Below are 21,904 nucleotides of genomic sequence, written 5' to 3'. Positions count from 1 at the left end.
CTCCTTAACGCAACGAATTAAACAGGGTATCAAAGGTGTCTTGCGCCACCGTCATTACCCGCGCCGAAGCCTGATAGGCTTGCTGGTGACGCAACAACTTAGCCGCCTCTTCATCCAGGTTAACCCCAGAGTCAGACTCAACACGATCCTGAGCTTGGGAAAACACCGCTTGAGCGGAGTCCATCTGAACCTCTGAGGCTGCCGCTTGGCTTCCCACCTCAGTGATGATGCCTTGGAATACGTCAATGAGGGTTGAGTTACCTTCGTCCATCAATTTTGCCGTTGGAATCGCGCCCATGGACACCGCATTGCCGTTTTCGCCAACGGCGAAGTCCAAATTCATAGTGAAATCACTGCTGGCTGGCACTTCATCCAAGCGTAACTCAACCCCAAGGGTATTGATGGTATTACCGGTCCAAGTTCCCGCGTCTAGCACGTTGCCATCTGGGTCGGTCATGGTATAAGCATTAGTCGTCGGCGGCGCCGCCAACGGATCCCCTGGAGTGATGTTCAGCGCCACTTCACCCTGAGGAAAATTAACGTTAGTGCGATCCACAGATACCAGCGACACTTCCGAACCCGGCGTGTTGCTCACTAGGGTATAACCCGCTGCCGCTAAGCCTGCTGGGTCTTCAATGACCATATCCAAGCCTTTGGCCGCATTCGCCGTTGGCATAATGGCCCAAGTATCTCCTGCTTGGCTTGCTGGTGGCTTCGAGGTATCCAGCATCAGGCTGAAGCCTTCATCAGATACCAATCGATTGGGATCCGCCGGATCAACAGTCAAAGTGGTGGCTTGGCCATACTCATCAGTAAGCTGATAGTTGGCACCGTCGTACTTCATGGTGTATTTGCCGCCGGTCAACTTACTGGTGTCATCAATAAACACACTCACTTCTGTGCCACCGGCGTTTTTACTGGACGCCGCACTGCGGCCAATGGACATCCCCGCAGAGTTGATGTCGGCGTAGATCGGTTTCCCTACGTTACCATTAAGATCAAAACCGTTAGCCTGGGCGGTATTCATGGCATCGGCAACCCCCAAAGCCATCTTGCCAAGCTCTCGCTCGGCAGGCAGCAAGGTCTTATCCCGATAATCCGCCAACGCTTGCAACTGACCGCCGACGCTGCGGCCCTCAAGGGTCACTTTCTGAGAACCCGTATCGATGGTGTATCTGAGTTCATGACGGACAGGATCGCCGTCAGTCGTTCCTAGCTCCAACTGGTTGGGGCCAGAGACCAGCATCGCCGACCCGCCCATCATGATACTTTTAACCCCTCGCTCCTGCTCAATTACGTTAACCTGAACGTAATCACTGAGCTCGGTAATCAGCTTATTCTGGTAGTCCAACAACTGAAGATCATGACTACCAACCTCCATCAACTCTTTGTTGATTTCAGCCAGTTCACTGCTGATGGCGTTTACTCGATCCACCGTGGTAATAATCTGTTCATTAGTCTGGCGAAGTTGGCTCACCAAACCTTCAGCAATGGTGTCAAATGAACCCGCCAGCTGTTCCAGAGCCACCATCACGTTGTCGCGAGCACCGAGATCAGCGGGAATATCGGCCCAGTTGTTGATGGCGTTAAAGGCATTATCCATTGAGCTTGGGATGGCATCACCGGAGACAGAAAATACCTGGTTGAGCTCATCCGCTTTAACATAAGCCGTTTTGGCTTCAGAAAGCTGACTGGCGCTCAGGTGCAGCTCGCGCATGGCATAGCTGTTGTAAACCCGAGTTACGTCAGAGACATAAGATCCAGAACCTTGAAAATGACCGGCAACGAAGATCGACTCGCGAGTTCTCTGCTCCACCACCTGCCGGGTGTACCCCTCGGTACCGACGTTGGCGATGTTGTTACTGGTAACCTGAAGCTGCTTCTGGGCGCTCATGACCCCAGAGCGGCCAATCTGCAATAGATCCGTCATTATCTATCTCCTCCAGACCACAACTCGCTGTCTGATATCATTCTTTTCATGATGCCCATCACCTTATCGGCGTAGTTAGGATCCGTGGCATAGCCGCCCTGCTGCAGGCCTCGAATAAAGCCTTCGTCACTGCCCGCGTCTAGGGCATCTTGATAACGGGGTTTCTGCACAAAATCCACGTAGTCATTAAAACTCTGGGCGATGTCCTCATAGATGCGAAACTCAGAGCGACGCTTAACCGGCACCCCTTGCTCGACCTCAAGAGCATCGATAGCTAGGGTTTCGCCCTGCCACTCACTGCCAGCCTTAATGTTAAACAGGTTATTGCTGCTGCCCTGTTCACTGGAGAGCACTTTACGTCCCCACCCCGTTTCCAGAGCCGACTGAGCAATCAGCACTTGCGGGCTAACCCCCAATTGAGAGGACGCCTTTTGCGCGTGGGGCAGCAAACTCTGAATGAACTGTCGAGGCTCATGGTAATCCGGCTCAGGATTAATGGCAGCGGCCAATGGCGGTTTCGGCAGATCAGCATGATTTTGAGATATGTTTGTTTCTGCACTGGCGTTTGCTACCGACATCGCTTTACTCGCCGCAGACTCCGGCGTTAGAACGCCATGTGCATCCGCGCCAATGGGCCCTCTTAAAGCGCTAGCTGGAGTCAACTGCTCATCGCCCCCCAACTGGGCGACAATCAAATCGGCAAGACCTAGACTTCCCGCTTCAGACAGCTCTGTAACCATCTGCTTGTCTTGCATATCTTGGTAAAACTTTGAGGTCTGGCTATTGAAGGGGCTGTCGGTCTCAAACACGGCATTGGCACTGCGCATCTCTTTGAGCATCATCCCCAGGAAGATCCCTTCAAACTGCAGCGCGACCTGCTTCAAACTCGCATTAGGATCTTCCTTCGCCTGACGGCGAAGATCGTCAATGGAGGCAAGATCCATGTAATTTTGAGTTTGTGTCTTAAGTGGCCCCACAGCGTTCCCCTAGATGATAACCAGTTCACCGCGAAGCGCGCCGGCTTGCGACAGTGATTCGAGGATGGCCATCAAATCTGATGGTGCCGCGCCCACTTCGTTGACCGCTCGCACCAGCTCATCCAAAGTCACTCCGGGGTTGAACTTAAACATGCGGCTATTGCTCTGCTCAATACCAATGGTGCTATTAGGCGTAACCACAGGCTGAGCCTGAGTGAAAGGGTTTGGTTGTGCCGTTTGCAGGGTTTCGGAGATGGTCACCGTTAGGCCACCATGGGTGATGGCCGCTGGCAGCAGCTGCACATCTTTACCAACCACAATGGTGCCAGTACGAGAGTTGACAATCACCTTAGCCGCTTCGTCCGCAGGCTCTACCTGCAGGTTCTCGAGCGTCGCTAGGTAAGAGACACGCTGAGAGCGGTCTCGCGGTGCTGACACCTGAATCGACGTGGCGTCTTGAGCTCGAGCCACGCCAGGTCCAAGCAAACCATTGATGGTATCGGCCACTCTTTTTGCGGTTGAGAAATCAGGACGGTGTAAGTTAAACGTCAAAAAGTCGCCGTTGCCGAAGGGCGTCGGTACGCTGCGTTCAACCATGGCACCGTTGGGGATGCGGCCTACCGTCGGAGTATTTTGAATCACCTTGGAGCCATCGGCCCCTTCCGCACTGAAGCCGGAAACCACTAGAGATCCTTGCGCCAAGGCATACACATTGCCATCAGCACCTTTAAGGAAGGTTTGCAGCAAGGTTCCGCCTCGCAGACTTTTGGCGCTGCCTACCGAAGACACGGTAATGTCGATCTGCTGACCGGGTTTGGTAAAAGGCGGCAACTCTGCATGAACCGCTACCGCAGCAACGTTCTTCAGTTTAGGGCGTGCACCTGGCGGCAAATTAATGCCGAAGTTAGACAGCATGGTGGTAAAACTCTGCTCGGTGAAGCGGCCTTTTTCGCCGGTTCCCGGTAAACCCACAACCAAACCATAACCAACCAATTGGTTACTGCGAACCCCTTGAACATCGGTGATGTCTTTCAGGCGCATCGCCAAGGCATTGGGAACAACTAATATCAGAGCTAATAACCAAGTGAAACGTTTCATGCTGTCCCCTTAAAATGGCCAAAGTGGACCGTTGAAGAAGGCGGCTAGCCAACCGGTCTTTTGTGATTCAGCAAAGGTACCTGTGCCGCTGTACTGAATTCGCGCGTTGGCCACGCGAGTCGAATCGATGGTGTTGTCCGGTTTGATGTCTCGTGGACGAATCAGGCCGGTCAATCGAATGTACTCTTCGCCTTCGTTGATGGTGATCCACTTTTCACCACGAATCACTAGATTACCGTTAGTCAGCACCTGCAACACGTTTACCGAGATAGAGCCGTTAAGGCTGTTGCTTTGATCCGCATCAGCTTCTTTCGACATATCCAAGGCTTCGTTATAGCTCAGGTCGATGGTTCGGCCGTCGATGGTCACCGGCTGGCCACCAGCACTGATTGGGCTGAGCTCCATGGAGTTATCTTTGGTGATCTCATTGGTGGCACTTTTCTTGGCTTTCGTCGACTCAATCAACTGTACCGTAATCACATCACCAACGCGGTGAGCTTTAATATCGGAATAAAGCTCATTGGAGTAAGAGTCTTGGAAAATGGAGCCTGTGGTAACCACCTGGGTCGGTGGCAGATCCGGATATACCGGCGCAAAATAGGGGTCATCCGGTAGTGGGCCACCTGGAGTGGTACATCCCGCTAATACCAGCACACTCAATAAACCAATGACAACTCTCATCTTAACTCCTTACAGCTGCTGGTTCAGGTTAGCCAACATCTGATCCACGGTGGAGATCACCTTGGAGTTCATCTCGTAGACGCGCTGAGCTTCAATCATATTCACCAGCTCTTCGGTGACGTTCACATTGGAAGTCTCCAAGGCGCCCTGACGAATCGAACCCAAACCATCCAGGCTAGGAACACCGGCAATTGGCGCTCCGCTGGCACCCGTCTCAAGAAACAGGTTCTGTCCAATAGGCTCAAGGCCGCTGGCATTAATGAAGTTGCTGATCTCAATCTGACCAACCACCACGTTTTCCGCCTGACCCGGCACTCGTACGGAAACCTCACCTTCAGCAGACACCGAAATAGACTGGGCGTCCTCAGGGATTTGAATGCCAGGATCCAATACAAAGCCAGATCCAGGGGTAACCATCTGCCCCTCTTCGTCCAGGGTGAACTGACCATTACGGCTGTAGGCTTGGGTGCCATCAGGCATCTGAATCTGGAAGAAGCCAGGGCCATCAATCATCAGATCCATGCTGTTCTCAGTGGTTAGCATATTGCCCTGTGAAAAGATGCGTTGAGTCGCCGCGACCTTGGTACCTGCACCTAGAGTCAGGCCATTAGGCAGCTCGGTGTTTTGGGCGCTAATGCCACCAGCTTGGTTGATGGTCTGATACAAAAGGTCTTCAAAAACTGCTCGACTCTTCTTGAAACCGACAGTACTGGCGTTGGCCAGGTTATTAGAAATATTCGCAATTTCAGTTTGTTGGGCATCTAGGCCGGTTTTACTGATCCACAGTGCTGGTTGCATTTGCTGCTATCCCTTTTCTCTGGTTACACCCGAAGCAGCTTTGCAGCTGAACGGTCGTTTTCTTCCGCGGTTTTCATCATTTTCAGTTGCATATCAAACTGGCGCTGCATCTCAATCATGCCCACCAATTCATGCACAGGACTTACGTTGCTGCCTTCGATGGCGCCGCTGAGTACTTCTACATTGATGTCAGCCACGTAGTCGTTATTGTCTAGATTTCGAAACAGGCCATCTTCGCCCTTGGTCAGGGTATTGATCTCAGGATTAACCAACTTAAGCTGGCCAATCTCTTCCATCTCGTTAGCTGGGGCGCCAGCTGGACGGACGGTGATCACACCATTGCTGGCGATCTCCACTTTCTCAATCGGCAGCGGCAATAAAATGGGGCCGTTTTCACCAACCATGGGATCCCCATGGGAGTTTAATAACAATCCGCTCTCATCAACCTTAAGGGAGCCATTACGACTCAGCGCCTCGTTGCCTTGAAGATCTTCAACCACAAACCAACCTTCCCCTTTGATGGCAACGTCTAGATCGCGCTGGGTGGTTTTAATGGCACCGCCATCAAAATTGCTGGCTGGTCGTTCCGTCATGGCAAACACTCGGGTCGGCAAACCCTCACCAAAAGCTTGCATGCTGCGCGCTTGATGCAGGTCAGCCTTGAAGCCGTCGGTGCGAGCATTCGCCAAGTTGTTGGCGTGCACGCCGAGGGCGTTCATGTTCTGGCTGGCACCGGATGCGGCGATGTAGAGCATGTTATCCACTGATGGCTCCAAAGATGACAATAAACTAACGTTGCCAACATTAAAGCAATATGTGTGCCATTTGATTTTTTATCGGGAAACTAACTGTTTAGGCGGCTTTTGAGGAATTAATAACGGGGGAAGAGGAAAGGGGTTGCCGCCCACAGGATGGGGGCGGCAAAGTGGCAATCTTATCGAATCTGCAGGATGTTTTGTTGCAGCTGATTCGAGATATCCAGCGCCCGGGAGTTGGCTTGGAAGTTGCGCTGAGCACTGATGAGATCCACCAATTCCGTTGTCAAATCGGTGTTCGACTGCTCAAGCGCGGCAGAGTTGATATTCCCGAACGTTCCCGTGTTCGGTTCACCCACCAGCGCCACACCGGAATCCTGTGTCGACTTCCAAGAGGTGTTGCCCTGCTGACTCAAACCCTGTTCGTTGGCAAAGCGAGCTAAAGCCACTTTCCCCAGAGCTTCTTGGGTGCCGTTTGAATAGGTAGCATTCACCAAGCCATCGGAAGACACCTCAACGTTGGTCAATCGACCCACGGTGGAACCGTCTTGGCTTAGGGCCGTCACTTCAAACGCCGACGCAAACTGAGTTGGGTTATCAAACTTAAGATCCAGTCGCTGAGTGCCATCCACACCCGGACCTAATACGCCTGCGCCATTAACGCCGGTACCTAGCTCCTGAGTGATCATGGTTGCCGGATCCGAGCCTAGGTAGTTACCGGTATCGTCAAAGGAGATCACCGCACCAACGTGACCACTGGGGGTGATCGCCGTCTGAGTACCATCAGCCACACCATCACCATTGGTATCTTGATCCCAGTTTACCGCAGCCAAAGGCACACCCGCCGCATCCGCAAAGTCCACAGGTTTGTCATCGATAGTTACGTAAGTGATCCACTGGTTATCGTTGTTAAGCGCACCACCAGTGGGTTTCAAGAAGTACTGGGTCTGAATGTGCGGCTCACCAAGAGAATCGTAGATGGTAATAGAAGTCGCATTGTTATAGGTGGTTGGATCCGTTGGGTCAAAGTTTGCCGGATCATGGGAGCCCTCTGCCGCCGGCAGGTTCATAGACATACGAACCTCTTCGGTGGACTTCGGCTGGCCCGCAGTCTGAGGAATCTGAATCGGTTTGGTTTCGCTCAAGCTCACCGATTTAACCGAACCATCTTCGTTCACCGGCAGCGCCATCAGGTAGTTACCCTGAGAGTCCACCATAAAGTTGCTGTCGTTTAGCTTGAATGCACCCGCTCGGGTGTAGCTGTAATCTTGAGAACCAAACTCTGGAGTGGTGATAAACATGCCGTTGCCGTTGATCGCCAGATCCAACGCGTTGTTGGTAAACTGCAGCGATCCTTGGTGGAACTGCTGTGCCACCATGGAGGTCGACACACCACTACCTACCTGAGTTTTGCTGTTACTGAACAGCGAGGCAGAGTAGACATCGGCAAATTCTGCGCGAGACTCTTTAAAACCGACGGTGTTGACGTTGGCAATGTTGTTCGAAGTGGTATCCAGATCTTTCTGGGCGGCGTTTAGACCGCTGAGTGAAATATTAAAAGACATCTGCTTTTCCTCGTTTACCCTTCTGCGACTGCCAAGACATCGGCGAGTTTAACTCCACCAACACCGCGCAGATTCAGGACTGTATCAAAATTGGCTCCGCCCAAAGTCACACTGGACACATGAGCATAAGTAAAGACTGGTAAGGATTCTGTTTTTCCATCCACTAACGCTTCAGCGGTAAAGGAGTAGTTGCCTGCTGGCAAGGTCTTGCCATTGCCATCGGTACCATCCCAGCTGAAATCGACGTTACCGCCATTGCCAGCTGGTACCTTCAAGGTCGATACAATTTGACCTGCTTCATCCTTAACCTTAATGGTCATGTCGTCGACGCCGGTCGGTGCCGAGATCACACCGGTCATTGGGTTGACACCATCACTGCTACCGGTCGCGGAAGGGATAAGAACCTTTTGACCCACCAAGCTGCTGGCTTCAAGCGCTTGGCTCGAATTCATCATGGTGTTCATGTTCTGAATCTCTTCGTTAAGCGTGTTGATGCCATCCACGGTGGCAAACGACGACATCTGAGAGATCATCTGGTCGTTATCCACCGGCTTAAACGGATCTTGCATCGACAACTGCTGCGACAGCAGCGAGAAGAAGTCTTCTTGAGTTAACGCCTGATTGTTATTCGCTTCAGGAAGGTTTTTCTCCTCCTGCCATTTCAGCGAATTAACAAAGCTGTTATCGATCGTGCTACTCATTCACTTACCCCTTACCAAGTCTTAGGGTTTGCTTAGCCAAGTTCTTTGCCGCATCGGCCACTTCCACGTTGGCTTGATAGCTGCGAGACGCGGAGATCATGTTGGCCATCTCCTCCACTACATTGACATTAGGTTTGTAGATGTAGCCGTCTTCGTCCGCCATCGGGTGATTAGGACTGAATTCACGAATTAGAGGTTTATCGCTTTCAACGATGCCCTTAACGGTTACACCAGATGCCGCCTGCTGCTGAGCACTAAACTCATTCAACTGAGCCTCAAACACCGGTTGGCGAGCACGATAGGTTTCTCCGGCACTGCTGCTCACCGAATTGGCGTTAGCGATGTTACTGGCGGTGGTATTCAGGCGTACATTCTGCGCTGACATACCTGAGCCGGACACATCAAAGATATTAAATAGACTCATAATTAATCGCCTCGAATCGCTTTACGCATGCCAGTGAATTTGCTGCCAAGAAACTCCAGAGACATCTGCTGCTCTAAGTTGTTCTGCATGAACTGATTACGTTCCATATCCAGATCAACGGTATTGCCATCACCGGTGTCCGGTTGCATCGGAACTCGGTAGGCCAAACCGGCAACCGGTTCAATGCCGAGATCAAAGTGGCGGTCATCGGTTGCCGCCATCTTCATGCCTGAAGATTGCCCTCGTTGCGCCTGCTCCAACGCTTGGTCGAAGTCCAGATCCTGAGCTTTAAAGTTCGGCGTATCCACATTCGCAATGTTGTTGGCAAGCACTTCAGCACGCTCGGAACGAACGCCCACGCTGTACTGATGAATGCCTAACGCTTTATCAAAAGAGATGGCCATGCTTGCCTCCAAAAAATAACTACCACTAGAAAAGCAAAAGGCGTGCCAACGCACGCCTTTTGAATCTTAAAAAACTGACTTATCGCTTTCTATGCACGATTCCAGAGGGATATCGCACCATTTCGAATGCATCGCTTAACCCTGCAAGAGATTCCGATGCCCCCAGCACCAGATAGCCCCCAGGGTTTAAAGCGGCAGCAAATTGCCGCAGGATCTTGCCTTTGTCGGCAGCGGAGAAATAGATCAGCACGTTACGACAGAAGATGATGTCAAACTTGCCCAATAATGCGTAGCTGTCGAGAAGGTTCAATTGGCGAAAACTCACCATATTACGTACGTCTTGTTTAACTCGCATCCCCTTTGGAGATGGCTCGAAAAACTGTTTACGTCGCTCAGGAGAAAGGCCTCGAGTCAGCGCCAACTCGTCATACTCCGCGGCTTTGGCTTGATCAAGAATCTGAGTCGATAGATCGGTCGCGACAATCTCAACGCCATTCATCAACATGCCTGGGCGCTTCAAGCGAGTTTCATTGACTATCATTGCCATGGAGTAAGGTTCTTGACCTGACGAACAGGCAGAAGACCACACACGCACTCGTTTGCCCGCTTTGGCCATTTCAGGCAAAAGCTCAGAACCTAACAGTTCATAAGGATAGTTATCTCGAAACCAAAACGTCTCGTTCGTGGTCATTGCTTCAATCACATCGACACGAAGGGCTTTGTTTCGAGGCTGCATCGCCTGTTTAACCAGTTCAGCCATGCTCTCTATGTTGTGTTGCTTCATTAGAGGGCTTAAACGGCTGCGAACAAGGTACTGTTTGTTCTCGCCTAGCACGATACCGCACTGCTGCTGCAAAAACTGCGCAAACTCTTGGTATTGTGCCGGTTCAAGATTTTTGGTTGGCACTAATAAGCCTCGCTTAGATAACGGTCGATGGCACCGGCCAGCTCATCAGGGTTAAATTTGGCAATAAAGTCGTCCGCGCCCACCTTTTTAACCATGGCTTGGTTAAATACACCACTTAAAGAAGTGTGCAAAATCACTTTCAACGAGGCCAGTTTAGGGTTTTCTCGTATCGATGCGGTTAAGGTGTAGCCGTCCATTTCCGGCATCTCAATATCTGAAATGATACCGCCAAACACATCGGCAATGTCATCTTTATCTTTGACGTAAGCTTCAAGTTTCTGCAGAGCTTCCAGTCCATCTTTTGCCAATTCGATCTCAAGACCCAGCGGCTGCAGAGCTCGAACGATCTGTTTACGGGCAACGGAGGAGTCGTCCACTACCATAATGCGGCGCTTACGCTCGGTAATGGGGGTCAGCCCAGAAACAATCTCATCGCTGATGTCGGTACGAGCCGGAGCAATCTCATCCAGTACTTTTTCTACATCAAGAATTTCAATGAGTTTGCCATCGATCTCTGTCACAGCGGTCAGGTAGTTACTCTTGCCGCTGCCCTGAGGTGGTGGCAGTACACTGTCCCAGTTCAAGTTAACAATTCGTTCTACACCGCGTACCAAGAAACCTTGAACCGAGCGGTTGTATTCCGAGATGATAATAAAACTGTTATCAATGGATTCCGTTGGGCGACCACCAACCGCCGCCGACAGATCAATCACCGAGATGGTCTGACCTCGGATATGAGCCACCCCCTTAATCAGAGGATTTAGGCGAGGAAGCTGTGTCAGCTTTGGGCACTGGAGAACTTCGCGAACCTTAAAGACATTGATTCCAAATATTTGGCTGCCATTAAGACGGAAAAGCAATAGCTCCAACCGATTTTGTCCAACCAACTGCGTACGCTGGTTTACTGAGTCTAAAATGCTTGCCATCGGAAATGTCCTTATGAAAACTAAAATTAAGGCACAGATATTGCTGTAAACCCAACTGACGAGATATTGGCACAATGCGATAATTGATATGAAGCTGCGTTTTATCAATTTCCCTAACAGTGTTCAAGTATAGGGTATATTTAAATCGGACTAAATTACATGAAACCATGGGCGTTAATTACGCTATTTTTGATAAGTTTTTCGGCAAAGTGTGAGACCTCTCTCGAGCTGATTCGAGAAGTTGCTGAATCCTACACTTTAGAAAACTTAAATGCGGATCCCCATGCCAAGGTCACGCTGCAAACCAACGCTCTCGATTCGAGGCGGCATTTTGGCGACTGCGATCAACCTATCCAAGCATCCTCTCAAAGCATGAAACCAGGCACTCGATACACTACGGTAAAGGTCAGCTGCGAAGGTAGCTCTCCTTGGCTGGTGTATGTGCCGATTCAGATAGACATCCAATATCCGGTGGTGATCGCCACTACAACGCTGGCAGCAAACGCCGTATTGGACAGCAGCATGCTCGAAGTACGTTATGTCTCTTCAAGTAGCCTCAGAGGCGGCCATTTTTCAGATATCGACAGTCTGGCAGGCGCTCGCTTAAAGCGCCGCCTCGCCGCAGGACAGGTGATCAATCAGAATAATATTTGCATTGTTTGCCGTGGTGACCCGGTTGTCATTCAGGCAGTCAGTAAAAACCTCGCCATACGAACGTCGGGCACAGCCCTCACCGGCGGTGCCCTGGGCGAATCAATTCGAGTACAGAACACCAACTCAAGACGCATGGTCGATGCGGTTGTCTCTGCAATTGGCCAAGTTAAGGTGGTCATGTAAAATAACACTAAAGCTTTTTCCCAAGCGGTCGATAAAGCGGTAAGACCACCTTAAACCTACACAACCGATGGAGCCAATATGGCTATCGACATCAACAAATACAATGCTGGTGCCACCAATTTGCAACCGGCCAAGCGTCAGGATGTTGCTCAAGCAACTCACAGCAAGCCGCAGGCAAAAGCAGCTCGCACAGGTGGCGATGAAGTTAAGCTGACAGCCGAAGCTCAGCAGCTACAGCGCGCTGAAAAAGCGATGCAAGCAACCCCTGAGGTAGATACTGCGAAAGTGGAATCACTGAAAAAGGCCATTGCCGAAGGTCAATATCATGTTGACCCAGACAAGCTGGCTAAGAACCTGTCTAAATTTGAAAGTGAGCTGACAGGACGTGGCTGAACACCCACTTTTTAGCGCTATTCATGCCCAGCAGCAGCGTCTGGAGGGCATTAAAACGTTGCTAGTGAAAGAGCGGCAGGCTCTGCTCGAGCGAGATTCAGTGAACATTGAGTCACTGCTGCGTGAAAAACTGCGTCTGATTGACGAGCTCAAGCAGGTCGATGGAGAGATTGCCGAGCATCCGGATCTGGCGCAGCTAAAGCAGCTGCCAGAATTTTTGCAGTTGGTTGAGCACTGTAAAAGCACGCTGGCACAGTGCCAGCGAGATAATGTCGAAAACCATCGTTTGGCCGATCAAACTCTGGCCAGCATGGGTCGGTTACAACAAATTTTGCATCGTACCAAAAGCCTCAACTCCATGACCTACACCCAAGACGGCGGCACCACTGCCGGCGCTCGCCTTGGCCGCACCATCAAAGCTTAACGCTTGATAACCCGCACCTCATCCTGAATCTGCCACGCCGAAAAGCTGGATTCTTCCTCCAAGGTCGCAACTGCTTGCTCTGGATAAAGGTGGGTAATGGTTGCCATGTCGGTAATATTATTCGGCAACTGCCAACTGGTATTACTGGTAATAGAACGGCTATTCACCGCTAACTTGTCTCCCACTTTTATCCCATGTTGACTGCCTAGATTAATCGTCAGTTGACGCCCACTGATATTTTGGATGGTGCCAACCAATGCTCGGCATTCCACCGCGGTATTTACGTCCACAGCGACTCGGTTCAACAGATCGCGAACCTCCTCACCGTAATCCGAATTCCAAAAATCACTGCTGGCAATGTTGGCCGCCTCGGTGCGCTTATATGGCCAGCGCCCCTCGACGCGGTATCGCTGCTGCCAAACCTGCTGCCCCTTTAAGCCATCATATAAAGTGGCGTCCATAGCAAAATAGCGCTTCGGGCCGGTAACCATCCAAGACAGGGCATTGGCGTCGCCATCGATGGTGACGTCATCAATGGTTAATCCCAACACGTATTGGCTTCGATCCTTTTGACTTAATTCCTGAACCCAGCGGCCAGGGTATTGGCGATTCAGCTGCTGGTAGTCCATGGTGAGATCAGTTCGTAGATGACTAAAGGCTGAGTTAGCCTCTCCGTTAAGCGTATTGGCCAGCACTCGACTTACGGACGCATCCAGCGCGTACAGGCTGCCCGCAGTAAGCTGCTCCCAATGAACAATCTGCGCTTTGGGAATGGTAATGGCAACACGATAACCAGCACCATCACACTCCTGCCCAAGCGGCAGTAAATTAGCGCGCAAAGACACCTGAATCTGTTTCCCGCGGACCATCTGCTCTGAGATAAGTTGATACTCACTCACTTGATAATCCATGGCCGGCGGGGCATATTCCCCTGCTTTAGACAGCGCGTCGGAAATTGCCTGTTGTCTGGCCGTCTCGATAGACTGACCATGAATCTCCGCCATGCCGCCTAATTCAACCCACTTGGCTTGACTGCCAAATGCGGTGGCCAAAACAGCTAAGCTGAGTCCCAAGCAAAAACGTGATCCCATCTAGACCCCTTAACTTCGATTTGATGTGCACAGACACTGTGACTAATCTATCACATCTAACAAGAGCAATTATCGTGCCTAAGCGAAAGTTAAAGCTTAAGGTAACCGCGCCGATAGAGATAATAACTCGGTCTAGAAGGAATCATCATGCGACTTAGCCTCTCCATTTTACTGCTGTGTCTGGTTGGGTGCGCGTCTCAGACGCAACAAACCGATACCAGTTATGAAGTGAGCGGCAAAGGCTTGCCGCACAGTAATGCGGTCATTCACCTGTCTCAGCGAATTGCTGCTGACATTGAAGCCAACCATGACCTTCTAAACAAAAGCCAGTTAATTGCCGTGACTACGCCAGTTTGGCTAGAGGATTATCAACTTAGCGGTCAGTTACCTCGCCAGCTGGGTGACGGCTTGATAGCCGCGCTGCATCAACGGGGATTTAATCTAACCGAGCTCAACAGCAGCCAACAGATCCGAATTTCCGAGCAGGGTAATCTGATACTCAGCCGCGACTTCACCCAGTTGCAATCCAACTTGCCCGTTAGCGAAGTGCTGATTGCCACCCTAAGCAAGAACAGTGACGGCGTCATTGTAAATACTCGGCTAGTAAACATTTCAAACAATCGCGTTTCCGCCAGCTCACAAGCTTTCATGCCATGGGAGCAGTCATCGGGTCTGCTTAAAGACAGTGAAACGGTCAGAATGCAACAAGGAAGATTATACCGAGATCAAACCCGCGGAACCGGCCCTGTCGAAGAGGTAACCCCATGAGAATTTTACTGCTGAGCTTGAGTTTGCTGCTGGCTGCCTGTCAGCACCCAACAACGACAAATGACGCCTTGGCTCTCTACCCTGAGCTTACCGCGACTGGCATTGCCCCCATTAGCTCACAACCGGGTGAAACATTAGAACTGAGAGAGCAGCAAGCGATGCGTGCGGCTCGTTTAGAGGCTTATCGAGAGCTGGCAGAACAGATCTATGGCGTGCATGTGAACAGCCAGAGTGAAGTGGAGTCATTAAGCCTAAATCAGGATAAGTACACCAGCGACGTTAAAGGTCTGGTGAAAGGGGCTGAGATAATTAGAATCTACCCCGTGGGTGACAACTACGTTGCCGAGCTGCGATTGGACTACCATAAGGCCATGTTATTAAAGCAACAATTGGTAAAGCCCAGCCCAAAGAAGTCGGTCTACTATTAAACCTTCCGAGTTTAAAAAGCATTGGTATGACCAATTATTGAGGATCAGTCGAACTGTCTCCACTGCGTTTTATCCATGGAGCTAAAAACCCGTCGCAATAAGATCGCCATATTCCAATACTGAGCCTTAGCCCCCAGAGGGCTGATTTGCTCCCCCGCCTCCAGCATTTTTTGCCTGAGCTCATCACACCAAGCCACCAGAGGCTTGGGCAATGGCTGCTGAGAGCGCCAGCCCAACCAGAACAGCCCCTGAATCGGCAGACTCAACATAAACAGTGCATAAGCCAATGACTGGGGCAGCCCGACTTGGCCAAACCACTGCCAATTTACCCACATTACCAGCAGCGCGGCCGGCGGCATCAAGCGAGTCGCCAGCTGGGTCGCCTTTATCACTCGATATTCTGGAAACAGAGGTGCCAACTGGGTCGCCATCGGCCACTGTTCCATATAACGGTTGCCCTGACGTAGGGTTTTCAGCACAGACATAGTTACCGCTCCAGCCGATATTTGGAGGTTGATCACAGATTCAGTAAGTGTAACACGCCTTCATTCTGGTTCTTATCAATTCTTCGGGTAAAATGGTCATACCTTTTATGGGTTGGCGTGTTTCTTCTATTATGTGAAACAAGACCAGAAAGCCATGCGAGCTATACTGGTACCCTAGCCAACTTCTGTCGTAATCCCCAGCTTGGGTTGATTACATGCATTTCTGTCACTTGGGTGTATGAATAATGAGCAAACTTGTTCTGGTTCTAAACTGCGGTAGTTCATCTCTGAAATTTGCCGTTATCGATGCGGTAAACGGCGATGAGCACATTTCTGGTCTTGCGGAGTGCTTCAACTTAGAAGATGCACGCATTAAGTGGAAACTGAATGGTGAGAAAGGCAACGCCGATCTGGGTGCTGGTGCAGCACACAGCGAAGCGCTGGACTGTATCGTAAACACCATCCTGCCGGCCGAACTAACCGAACAGCTGGTTGCCGTTGGCCACCGTATCGTTTCCGGTGGTGAAAAGTACACCAAGTCTATGATCGCCACTGATGAAGTGATTCAAGGCATCGAAGATTGCTCTGCGCTGGCACCACTGCACAACCCTGCGCACCTGATCGGTATCCAAGCGGCGAAGTCAGCCTTCCCTAGCCTGCCTCAAACCGTTGTGTTTGACACCGCTTTCCACCAGACCATGCCTAAAACTGCTTACGCGTACGCCATTCCACAGAGCCTGCATCGTGATCACGGCATTCGTCGCTACGGCGCTCACGGTACCAGCCACCAGTTTGTCTCTGAAGAAGCGGCTAAAGCGCTGGGTAAGGCCAACGACGAAACCAACGTCATCACTTGCCACCTGGGTAACGGCGGCTCCGTTGCTGCAGTACTGAACGGCAAATGCGTTGATACCTCTATGGGTCTGACTCCACTGGAAGGCATCGTGATGGGCACTCGCTCTGGCGACATCGATGCCAACGTTGTGTTCTACATGGTTAACAACCTGGGCTACTCCCTAGACAAAGTACACGAGATTCTTCACAAAGAGTCTGGCCTACTGGGTCTGTCTGAGAAAACCAACGACTGCCGCGGCATCGAAGAAGGTTACGAAGCTGGCGACGAAGGCTGCACCCTAGCCTTGGAAGTATTCTGCTACCGTTTGGCTAAGTACGTGGCTTCCTACACCGTGCCTCTGAAGCGCGTAGACGCTATCGTGTTCACCGGCGGCATCGGCGAGAACTCCGATCTGATCCGTAAGAAAGTGCTGGAGCACCTGTCTATCTTCGGTTACGAAGTTGACGACGCGAAGAACACCGCTGCCCGTTTCGGAGCTGAAGGCACCATCACCAAAGATGGCTCTCCAATTGCCATGGTAATCCCAACCAACGAAGAGTTTGTGATTGCCAGCGAATCTTTGGCGCTGCTTTAATTTTCAATACGCTGAGCCCCAAGGGCTCAGCGTTTTTGCAAGAGGTTATCTATGTCTCGCTCTATTATGTTGATCCCAGTTGGTACTGGGGTCGGCCTAACCTCCATCAGCCTAGGCATGGTTCGAGCTCTCGAACGCCAAGGTGTAAAGGTTAACTTCTTCAAGCCAATCGCCCAGCAACGTCCTGGTGACAACGGCCCTGAACGCTCCTCTACCATTCTGTCGACCTCTCCGACCATCAACCCACCAGAACCTTTCACCATGGAACACGCCGAACAGCGCATTAGTACCGGTGATACTGAAGTTCTGCTGGAAGAGATCGTCGCTCGCGTTAAATCTCAGGATACCGGCACCGAAGTACTGATTGTGGAAGGCCTAGTACCGACTCGCAGTCACTCTTTCGCCAACAGCCTAAACGCGAAAACCGCCAAAACTCTGGATGCGGACATCGTGTTCGTTATCAACCCAGGAGCAGACAGCGCTGCCGAAGTGCAAAAGCGTCTGGAGATTGTGGTTGACGAGTTTGGTGGCAAGAGCAACAAACGCATCATGGGAGCCATCATCAATAAGATCGGTGCACCTGTCGATGAACGTGGCCGCGCTCGCCCAGACCTGTCCGAAGTGTTCGAACACGATAAAGTGATTCGTGGCGATCACGCCGACATCTTCCAATTGTCTGCCAACTCTCCAGTTCCAGTACTGGGTGCGGTTCCATACAACTTGGATCTGGTCTCGCCACGTGCCTCCGATCTGGCCAAGCACCTGGGTGCCCGCCTGATCAGCGCCGGTGAGATGCACACTCGTCGTCTGCGCCGCGTTAGCTTCTGTACCCGCGCCATTCCAAACATGGTAAGTCACCTGCAAGCGGATACCCTGCTGGTAACCTCTGGTGATCGCTCTGACATCATCGTGTCTGCGTGTTTGGCTGCGATGAACGGTACCAAGATCGGTGCCCTAATGCTGACCGGTGGCTACGAGCTGGAACAGCAGGTTCAAGATCTGTGTGCCCAAGCGTTTGAAACTGGACTGCCGGTCATGATGGTGGAAACCAACACCTGGCAAACCGCTCTCAACATTCAGAACTTCAACCACGAAGTGCCAGTTGATGACTCTGCCCGTATCGAACTGCTACAAGACTTTGTTGCAGGTCACATCGACCGTAAGTTCGTTGAAAGCATTGCCAGCGATTCCAAGCGTGAGCACCGTCTGTCTCCAGCGGCATTCCGCTACCAGCTGACTGAGTTTGCTCGTCGTGCCGGTAAGCGCGTTGTACTGCCTGAAGGGGATGAGCCGCGTACCGTAAAAGCGGCAGCCATCTGTGCCGAACGCGGCATCGCGGAATGTGTGCTTATTGGTAACCCAGAAGAGATTCATCGCGTTGCCGCCCAACAGGGCGTAACCCTAGGTGATGGTATCGAGATTATCGATCCGATCAGTGCCCGCGAGCGTTACGTTGCACCAATGTGCGAACTGCGTAAGAGCAAAGGCCTGACGGAAGTGGTTGCTCGTGAGCAGCTGCAAGACAACGTGGTACTGGGTACCATGATGTTGGCAGAGAATCAGGTTGATGGCTTGGTATCCGGTGCGGTTCACACCACCGCGAACACCATCCGTCCACCACTGCAGCTGATCAAGACCGCGCCAAACGCGTCTTTGGTATCGTCTATCTTCTTTATGCTACTGCCTGATCAAGTTCTGGTGTATGGCGACTGCGCCATCAACCCAGATCCAAATGCTGAGCAGTTGGCAGAGATTGCGATTCAATCTGCAGATTCCGCGAAAGCCTTTGGCATCGAGCCTCGTGTGGCGATGATCTCCTACTCCACCGGCAGCTCAGGCAAAGGTGAAGACGTTGAGAAGGTTCGTGACGCGACTCGCATCGCTCAGGAGAAACGTCCGGATCTGATCATCGATGGTCCACTGCAGTATGACGCAGCCATCATGCCTAACGTTGCCGCCTCTAAAGCACCAAACAGCCCAGTAGCTGGTCAAGCAACCGTATTCGTCTTCCCAGATCTGAACACGGGTAACACCACCTACAAGGCGGTTCAGCGTAGTGCTGACCTGGTTTCCATCGGCCCAATGCTGCAAGGCATGCGTAAGCCTGTGAACGATCTGTCTCGTGGTGCACTGGTTGAAGACATCGTCTACACCATCGCCCTGACTGCCATCCAAGCGGACGCGTCGTAATCGTTACAGAGCTTAACCTGTAATCTAAAAAGCCACTTCTCCATAAGAAGTGGCTTTTTTAATGCTTATCTTCAGTGACCTACGGTCATCCACAGGCAACTCCCTTCGCCTCCCTACGCCCCAGCTTACGCCAGTCATTGGTATCGAAATAACCCGCTAAGCGACGCCCACAAAAAAAAGCAGCTCAACCGCTGCTTTCATTAAGAAATGGGCATCGCCACCTTAGTTAAAACGAATACTTAACGCTCACGGTGTAATTCAGTGGGGCACCAGGCATCGTCCACAACTTATGATAGGAATTAACGAAATACTCTTCATCAAAGAGGTTATTCACATCAAGCTTCAAGGTAAGTTGGTCGCTCATCTCAACCACAGCGCCCAAGTTCACTATGGTGTAGGACGGTAAGATGTAGTCAGGATCGGTGGTCTCTCCCAAACGGTCACCAACATAGTGTACCGTGGTCCCCAAATAGGTGGGCTTCCCCATCAATTCGGTATCATGGCGAAGGGACAGATGACCAACATGCTCAGCAACGTTAATCAACCGAGAACCTGCAGGAATCACCGTTCCCCAATCTAAGTTGGTCGCTTCATTCTTGGTTTTCGCATCGGTGTAGGCGTACGCCAGCTCGATACGCGTGTTGTACCCAAGCTCAGTCACTAGGTCGAACTCGATGCCTTGACTTTCCACTTCACCCAAGGTGTCGGATTGGCCAGTACCAGGGTTTAGCGTCAACAGGTTGCTTTTTTCAGCGTCAAACAGCGCGATGCTGCCGGAGAATCGCTCAAGGATATCATCCCACTTCGCACCAAATTCAAAGGATTTTGTCTCTTCTGGCTCGAAGGAGTTGCCTGAGGAATCAATGCCAGAATTCGGTCTAAAGCCCTCCGCGTAACTGGTATACAGCACAAGATTATCAGTCATTTTGTAGGTCAAGCCGATGCGAGGCGTCACCTGCGTCTGATCGTCGCTCTGTTCGGTGTTATCAAGCTTGTTAACGAGATCTTTTTCAATTTTATCGACGCGAAAACCCAGCAGGAGTTTAGTTCGCTCGGTCAGCTCAAGTAGATCCTGAGCATAGAAACCCAGCCCGGTTTGCGTTTCTTCAGTCAACTTATTTTGAGTCGCTTCTGGCTGTGGCTGAGTGTAATCAGGGTTATTAGGATCAATGCTGTATGTCGGGTCACCAGAGCCCCAAGCCGTTCGCCAACGCTTATAATCCGTGTCCAGATCATATTGATAGTAATCTAGCCCAAACAGTAAGTTATTAGTGATGTTTGCAATTGTTAGTTCGCCGCTTAATTCAAAGCGTGCAGAGAGGTCTTGAGCATCATAATCACGAACACGACGTTGTCGCGACAGGGTATTTGGGTCATCATAGATTAACTGACGGCCATCAGACAGTTCAGTATCCGATGACGTACCGTCCATGGAGGATTCTCGGTAAGCCAGCCCAGCCAACAGATGCCAATCGTCCGTCAAACTGTGGTTAAGCAGAAGCTGATGCCCCAACGCTTTCACCTGATGAGCGCCGTCTCGAGGATCACCATAGAAATCTTCTGGATTGGTGGCATCGAAATCGTTATCGAGAACGTATACGCCACGATCCCATGGTTTCTTCTGATCCAAGATCTCCATTTCATAACTGACGCTGGTTACGTCAGAAATATTCCATAATAACGATGGATTCAGGTACAGCGCCTCTAGATATACGTGATCTCGATAGCTGTCAGAGTCTTCATAGGCACCGTTGATTCGAAACGCAACGTCATCATTTAGCCCATTGGTGTAATCAAACTCGAGCTGTTTTTTGTCGTTATTGCCGACCGTACCTTGCAGATAACCTTGCTCGTCAAACTGGGGTTTCTTAGTGATGATGTTGACGGTACCGCCAGGCTCCCCTTGCCCGTATAGCGCCGATCCCGGGCCTTTCATCACCTCAATGGTTTCGACGTTAGCTGTGCTGCGGTTGCCGTTATAACCTCGGGAGTTAAACCCATTGACCAAATAACCAGATGGGTTATTTTCATCACCTGAAAAGCCTCTCATGGCAAAACTATCAAACAATCCCCCTGAGTTGTTCTGCCTCACCACACTTGGCGAAAACTCCAACGCCTCCATCAAATGGGTTATGCCTTCATTTTCCAGTACATCAGCAGAGATGGTATCAACCGCTTGAGGCGTTTCGACCAAGGGCACATTACCACGATATGGCTGCCACATTTGGCTAACCTGAATGCGCTCAATCTCCTCTTCTGAAGCCATTGCTACTTCAGCACCTTGAGCAAGAAATGACGGAGAAACCGCCAAAAGTGAATACAAAATTTTATTATTCATGGAAGCAATACTTGTGAATCTCAATAATATAACGAGATGTTACATCGTAACTAAAATCAACTCCAATGAGTTTAATCAAAAGTGGGGAACACACAGGGAAATTCAACAAGCGATTTGAGGGGGCAAGCCGACCTTCAGGAGTTGTTCTAGATTAAAACCCACTATCTTCGGCCCAAACGTCCTCATCTAAGATAAACCCACCTCAGTGCTCGTCCTCAGGATATGACTAAAAATGGCGAAAAAATGACTGAATTCAGAAGGGGTTCTTTTTTAGCCTAATTGAGGATAAGTAAATTTTATCCTTTATAAGCAACAACTTAAAATAAGCGCACAGAACTAACAACAGGGTTGTCC

22 protein-coding genes are annotated in these 21,904 nt (G+C 50.9%); 7 read left to right on the top strand and 15 right to left on the bottom strand.

Annotated features, from left to right (window positions below):
• Positions 1 to 4: 4 nt before the first annotated feature.
• The 12 genes from flgK to FCL42_RS00150 form a co-directional block, all read right to left on the bottom strand.
• Positions 5 to 1,930: a flagellar hook-associated protein FlgK gene (flgK, locus tag FCL42_RS00205; RefSeq protein WP_136861370.1), complete on the bottom strand. Its 1,926-nt coding sequence runs from the start codon at positions 1,928 to 1,930 to the stop codon at positions 5 to 7.
• Positions 1,930 to 2,907 carry a flagellar assembly peptidoglycan hydrolase FlgJ gene (gene flgJ, locus FCL42_RS00200; RefSeq protein ID WP_229359739.1) on the bottom strand — a complete coding sequence of 326 codons (978 nt, stop codon included), beginning with the start codon at positions 2,905 to 2,907 and terminating at the stop codon, positions 1,930 to 1,932. Before flgJ ends, flgK begins: the two co-directional genes overlap by 1 nt.
• 9 nt (positions 2,908 to 2,916) lie before the next feature.
• A complete protein-coding gene (locus FCL42_RS00195) occupies positions 2,917 to 4,005 on the bottom strand; it encodes a flagellar basal body P-ring protein FlgI (RefSeq protein ID WP_136861369.1) in 1,089 nt (362 codons plus the stop codon).
• Between the two features lie 9 nt (positions 4,006 to 4,014).
• Entirely contained in the window at positions 4,015 to 4,686 is a 672-nt protein-coding gene (flgH, locus tag FCL42_RS00190) for a flagellar basal body L-ring protein FlgH (protein ID WP_136861368.1), read from the bottom strand.
• Positions 4,687 to 4,695: 9 nt separating this feature from the next.
• Positions 4,696 to 5,484 carry a flagellar basal-body rod protein FlgG gene (gene flgG / locus FCL42_RS00185; protein WP_136861367.1) on the bottom strand — a complete coding sequence of 263 codons (789 nt, stop codon included), beginning with the start codon at positions 5,482 to 5,484 and terminating at the stop codon, positions 4,696 to 4,698.
• Between the two features lie 23 nt (positions 5,485 to 5,507).
• Positions 5,508 to 6,248 carry a flagellar basal body rod protein FlgF gene (locus tag FCL42_RS00180; protein WP_136861366.1) on the bottom strand — a complete coding sequence of 247 codons (741 nt, stop codon included), beginning with the start codon at positions 6,246 to 6,248 and terminating at the stop codon, positions 5,508 to 5,510.
• 170 nt (positions 6,249 to 6,418) lie between these two features.
• Positions 6,419 to 7,804 (bottom strand): flagellar hook protein FlgE, encoded by a 1,386-nt coding sequence (flgE, locus tag FCL42_RS00175; protein ID WP_136861365.1) that lies wholly within the window; start codon positions 7,802 to 7,804, stop codon positions 6,419 to 6,421.
• 14 nt (positions 7,805 to 7,818) lie between these two features.
• Positions 7,819 to 8,505: a flagellar hook assembly protein FlgD gene (locus tag FCL42_RS00170; RefSeq protein WP_136861364.1), complete on the bottom strand. Its 687-nt coding sequence runs from the start codon at positions 8,503 to 8,505 to the stop codon at positions 7,819 to 7,821.
• A gap of 4 nt (positions 8,506 to 8,509) precedes the next feature.
• A complete protein-coding gene (flgC, locus tag FCL42_RS00165) occupies positions 8,510 to 8,929 on the bottom strand; it encodes a flagellar basal body rod protein FlgC (protein ID WP_136861363.1) in 420 nt (139 codons plus the stop codon).
• Between the two features lie 2 nt (positions 8,930 to 8,931).
• A complete protein-coding gene (gene flgB, locus FCL42_RS00160; RefSeq protein WP_136861362.1) occupies positions 8,932 to 9,333 on the bottom strand; it encodes a flagellar basal body rod protein FlgB in 402 nt (133 codons plus the stop codon).
• Positions 9,334 to 9,412: 79 nt separating this feature from the next.
• Positions 9,413 to 10,240 (bottom strand): CheR family methyltransferase, encoded by an 828-nt coding sequence (locus tag FCL42_RS00155; protein WP_136861361.1) that lies wholly within the window; start codon positions 10,238 to 10,240, stop codon positions 9,413 to 9,415.
• Positions 10,240 to 11,166 carry a chemotaxis protein CheV gene (locus FCL42_RS00150; RefSeq protein WP_136861360.1) on the bottom strand — a complete coding sequence of 309 codons (927 nt, stop codon included), beginning with the start codon at positions 11,164 to 11,166 and terminating at the stop codon, positions 10,240 to 10,242. Before FCL42_RS00150 ends, FCL42_RS00155 begins: the two co-directional genes overlap by 1 nt.
• A 159-nt stretch (positions 11,167 to 11,325) precedes the next feature.
• Between FCL42_RS00150 and flgA the strand changes: the two genes are divergently transcribed.
• From flgA to flgN, 3 genes are all read left to right on the top strand, one after another.
• Complete coding sequence (gene flgA, locus FCL42_RS00145; RefSeq protein WP_136861359.1) at positions 11,326 to 12,003, top strand: flagellar basal body P-ring formation chaperone FlgA; 678 nt, start codon at positions 11,326 to 11,328, stop codon at positions 12,001 to 12,003.
• 78 nt (positions 12,004 to 12,081) lie between these two features.
• Entirely contained in the window at positions 12,082 to 12,396 is a 315-nt protein-coding gene (gene flgM, locus FCL42_RS00140; protein ID WP_136861358.1) for a flagellar biosynthesis anti-sigma factor FlgM, read from the top strand.
• Positions 12,389 to 12,820 carry a flagellar protein FlgN gene (flgN, locus tag FCL42_RS00135; RefSeq protein WP_136861357.1) on the top strand — a complete coding sequence of 144 codons (432 nt, stop codon included), beginning with the start codon at positions 12,389 to 12,391 and terminating at the stop codon, positions 12,818 to 12,820. Before flgM ends, flgN begins: the two co-directional genes overlap by 8 nt.
• Here flgN and FCL42_RS00130 read toward each other — a convergent pair.
• Complete coding sequence (locus FCL42_RS00130; protein WP_136861356.1) at positions 12,817 to 13,911, bottom strand: flagella assembly protein FlgT middle domain-containing protein; 1,095 nt, start codon at positions 13,909 to 13,911, stop codon at positions 12,817 to 12,819. The genes flgN and FCL42_RS00130 overlap by 4 nt on opposite strands.
• A 147-nt stretch (positions 13,912 to 14,058) precedes the next feature.
• Between FCL42_RS00130 and FCL42_RS00125 the strand changes: the two genes are divergently transcribed.
• Both FCL42_RS00125 and FCL42_RS00120 read left to right on the top strand, forming a co-directional pair.
• A complete protein-coding gene (locus FCL42_RS00125) occupies positions 14,059 to 14,679 on the top strand; it encodes a FlgO family outer membrane protein (protein WP_136861355.1) in 621 nt (206 codons plus the stop codon).
• Positions 14,676 to 15,107: an LPP20 family lipoprotein gene (locus FCL42_RS00120; protein ID WP_136861354.1), complete on the top strand. Its 432-nt coding sequence runs from the start codon at positions 14,676 to 14,678 to the stop codon at positions 15,105 to 15,107. Before FCL42_RS00125 ends, FCL42_RS00120 begins: the two co-directional genes overlap by 4 nt.
• Positions 15,108 to 15,151: 44 nt before the next feature.
• Here FCL42_RS00120 and yfbV read toward each other — a convergent pair whose 3' ends face one another.
• Complete coding sequence (yfbV, locus tag FCL42_RS00115) at positions 15,152 to 15,592, bottom strand: terminus macrodomain insulation protein YfbV (protein ID WP_136861353.1); 441 nt, start codon at positions 15,590 to 15,592, stop codon at positions 15,152 to 15,154.
• Positions 15,593 to 15,834: 242 nt separating this feature from the next.
• Between yfbV and FCL42_RS00110 the strand changes: the two genes are divergently transcribed.
• Positions 15,835 to 17,022, top strand: coding sequence for an acetate kinase (locus FCL42_RS00110; protein WP_136861352.1), 1,188 nt, complete (start codon positions 15,835 to 15,837; stop codon positions 17,020 to 17,022).
• A gap of 51 nt (positions 17,023 to 17,073) precedes the next feature.
• Complete coding sequence (gene pta / locus FCL42_RS00105; protein ID WP_136861351.1) at positions 17,074 to 19,212, top strand: phosphate acetyltransferase; 2,139 nt, start codon at positions 17,074 to 17,076, stop codon at positions 19,210 to 19,212.
• 226 nt (positions 19,213 to 19,438) lie between these two features.
• Here pta and FCL42_RS00100 read toward each other — a convergent pair whose 3' ends face one another.
• The gene (locus FCL42_RS00100) at positions 19,439 to 21,550 is read right to left on the bottom strand and encodes a TonB-dependent siderophore receptor (RefSeq protein WP_136861350.1); all 2,112 of its coding nucleotides are present in this window, start codon (positions 21,548 to 21,550) and stop codon (positions 19,439 to 19,441) included.
• Positions 21,551 to 21,904: the final 354 nt, after the last annotated feature.

This window comes from Ferrimonas aestuarii, assembly GCF_005116665.1.
Lineage (GTDB): Bacteria > Pseudomonadota > Gammaproteobacteria > Enterobacterales > Shewanellaceae > Ferrimonas > Ferrimonas aestuarii.
The sequence above is the reverse complement of the archived record's forward strand: the minus strand, read 5'-3'. Positions and strand labels throughout refer to the sequence as shown.